This is a genomic window from Paraburkholderia sp. (genome assembly GCF_034668105.1).
GTDB lineage: Bacteria > Pseudomonadota > Gammaproteobacteria > Burkholderiales > Burkholderiaceae > Paraburkholderia.
The window spans coordinates 1-3,154 of the sequence record NZ_JAXDPY010000516.1 but is presented as its reverse complement, the minus strand read 5'-3'; the positions used below and the strand labels follow the sequence as shown (position 1 = coordinate 3,154).

Genomic DNA, 3,154 nt, shown 5'->3' with positions numbered 1-3,154 from the left:
GCGTCGGCGGCTTCGAGAAAATCGATCTCTTCTTCCGGGAAATCGAGCGTCGCTTCGACCAGCATCCGCAGCGTGATGACCTCTTCGACCAGCGCATGGATGTCGCGCGAAAACGCGCCGTCGAGCGAGCGGCCCGCCGAGCGTGCCGCGGCCTCGGTGCTGGCCTCGATCAGATCGGCGACGGCTTCCGCTTGCGCCAGATCCAGCTTGTCGTTGAGAAACGCCCGCCGCGTAAATTCGCCCGGCTCGGCCAGGCGCAAACCAAACGCGCGGCCGGCGTCGATGCAACGCTGCAGCACCAGTTGCAGCACGACCGGACCGCCGTGGCCTTGCAACTCGAGCACGTGTTCACCGGTGTAGGAGTGCGGCGCGGGAAAGCACAGCGCGATGCCGCGGTCGAGTGCGCTGCCGGCGTGGTCGAGGAAGGGCACATAACTCGCGTGACGCGGCGCCAGTGCCTGGCCGGTGAGCGCTTGCGTCAACGGCAACGCGGCGGCTTCCCCGGCGCGGCCGAACGAAATTCGCACGACCCCGATTCCGCCTCGGCCGGGTGCAGTGGCAATGGCGACGATCGGATCGGAATCGGTGGCGAGCATGGGAATGAGGCTATCAGAAGGGAGTGAATACGTAGAAGCGGGCGCCGGGCATTGTAACGCGGGCACCTTCCGGCTCTGAACCAAGGCCAGACTCCCAAAGCCTGTTCATTTTCATAAGACAAATAAGGATTTATCTTGCATAAGCTAAGATAGCCTAAGATTCATATGCGACTGATCGACGCATCAAAATCGCTAAAACGCACGCCGTGCAAGGAAAAGAGAGTATTTGAAAAAATCGTGAAAGCCGTTATTCAGCGCCCATTTCAGGCTAAAAATAGCTTAGTCACGCAATAAAATTGCTTATATGGTTGTCCACTGATTATGCGTCGAATTGCACAATCGGGCCCATGCCGACCTCCAAAGAAAAAGCAGCTTTCGCCAAACGGTTGAAAGACTCACTCCCCAAAGACATCAAGGGTGGGACCGATTTAGCCAGGGAATTCAATCTGCTTTATAGCAGTGGCCCGGCCGTCTCACCACAAACCGCGCACAAGTGGCTCGCGGGTACGACGATCCCCAAGCGCGACAAGTTGCAGGTTTTGGCCACTTGGTTGCAGAAAGACGTTCACTGGCTGCATTACGGCCCAGCGCCATCCGGCAAGGCAAAACCGCTTGCCCGTGGCGAAAAGTATCCGATGACGCCGGAAACGATCGAAATGGTCACGCAGATGGCGAACCGCTTCGCGGGTTTGTCGCCGCGTCAGCGCAATCTGGTGGAAGAACTGATCACTGAATTTGACGGCGGCACGCCACAGGAGAGCGCCGCCACGACTGAAGACGCATCGACCTCGGCCTCGGCCTCGACATCAACGCCGACGCTGAAAGACAAAGGCACTTCGGCCGAGTCATAAAAAAAGCCGCCCGGTGCAAACCGGGCGGCTTTCTACAGCTAGCGTCTGCTTCAACCTCGACTTCGCAACCAGCGGGCGCTACCGCCGCCCGCCGTAAGCAAGGCTAGAGATCAATCAAGCCGCTTTCGTCTTCGCCTGCCCCATCATCCGCGTGATGTAGTACTGCTGGGCGATCGACAGCACGTTATTCACCACGTAGTACAGCACCAGACCGGCCGGGAAGAAGAAGAACATGACCGAGAACGCGATCGGCATGAACATCATCATCTTGGCCTGAACCGGGTCCGGCGGCGTCGGGTTCAGCTTGGTCTGCAGGAACATCGAGACGGCCATCAGCACCGGCAGGATGAAGAACGGATCCTGTTGAGACAGATCGTGAATCCAGAGAATCCACGGCGCACCGCGCATTTCAACCGACGACAGCAGCACCCAGTACAGCGAGATGAACACCGGAATCTGAATCACGACCGGCAGACAGCCGCCGAACGGATTGACCTTTTCGGTCTTGTACAGCTCCATCAGCGCCGAATTCATCTTCTGCGGATCGCCCTTGAAGCGTTCGCGCAGCGCCTGCATACGCGGCGTGATTGCCTTCATGCGCGCCATCGACTTGTAGCTCGCGGCCGACAGCGGGAAGAACACGGCCTTGATCAGCAGCGTAAGCAGCACGATCGACCAGCCCCAGTTGCCGACATAGCTGTGGATTTTCTCGAGCAGCCAGAACAGCGGCTTCGCGATGATCGTGACCCAGCCATAGTCCTTCACCAGTTCCAGACCCGGCGCGATGCCTTCGAGCATGCGCTCTTCTTCCGGACCGGCGAACAGACGGGCGGACACATCAACCGATTGGCCCGGGGCGAGGGTTGCCACCGGCTGCTTCACGCCGACGCGATAGAGCGTCGGATCGATCTTCTCGACGTAGATGTCGCGCTTCGCACCTTGCTGCGGAATCCACGCCGACGCGAAGTAATGCTGCACCATCGCGATCCAGCCGTTGTCGGCCGAATTGACGAAGTCTTCCTTGTTCTTGTCGATGTCGCCGAACGTCATCTTCTGGAAGTGGTGCTGGTCGGTGTAGACAGCCGGCCCGATGAACGTGTGCGAGAAGCGCGGCGTTTCCACCGGCTGGTCGTCGCGCACCAGTTCCATATAGACCGACGGCGTAACCGGCGCGGTACCGACGTTCTCGATCTTCGTGTCGACGCCGATCACATAGCTGCCGCGCGTGAACGTATAGGTCTTGATGACCTTAACGCCACCCTTCACCGGCGATTCGAAGCTGAGCTTGAACGATTTCTCGTCGCCCGTCAGGTCGGTCGGCTGGTTCGGAAGCAGCGTGTAGATGTCGTTGTGGTTCGGGAAATCGCCGCCGAGCAGACCCGTGCGCGCCACGTACGTGTGGTTCGCGGTGCGGTCGAACAGCGTGATGACCAGATCCGGCTGCTTGCCGTCGCCTTGCTTGACGAGCGACAGCTTCGACAGCGTGCCGCCGCGGGTGTCGATCTCGCCGTTATAGACGTCGGTGCTGAACTTGATCAGCTGGCCCTGGGCGGCGGCCGGCGCATTGCCGGGCGCTGCTGCGTTGGTGGTCGGCAAATCGGCGGGCTGGGTTCCCGGCGTCGTGGTTCCCGGTGCGGCGCTACCGACAGTGTTGGTCGGCGTGGCGCTTGGGAAGAACATCGACGGGCGTCCGTGGTCGCGTTGCCA

The 3,154-nt window shown here is 60.1% G+C and carries 2 protein-coding genes and 1 pseudogene; 1 reads left to right on the top strand and 2 read right to left on the bottom strand.

What is annotated here, in order from left to right; translation table 11 throughout:
* Positions 1 to 596, bottom strand: a 596-nt coding sequence (locus QOC89_RS23030) for a tRNA modification GTPase (protein WP_416340445.1), incomplete at its 3' end; no start/stop codon positions are given.
* Positions 597 to 943: 347 nt separating this feature from the next.
* Here QOC89_RS23030 and QOC89_RS23025 point away from each other — a divergent pair.
* A pseudogene (locus tag QOC89_RS23025) lies at positions 944 to 1,354 on the top strand (transcriptional regulator); the annotation flags it as partial.
* A gap of 207 nt (positions 1,355 to 1,561) precedes the next feature.
* Here QOC89_RS23025 and yidC read toward each other — a convergent pair.
* The coding region (gene yidC, locus QOC89_RS23020) for a membrane protein insertase YidC (RefSeq protein ID WP_323047128.1) at positions 1,562 to 3,154 on the bottom strand (1,593 nt) is incomplete at its 5' end.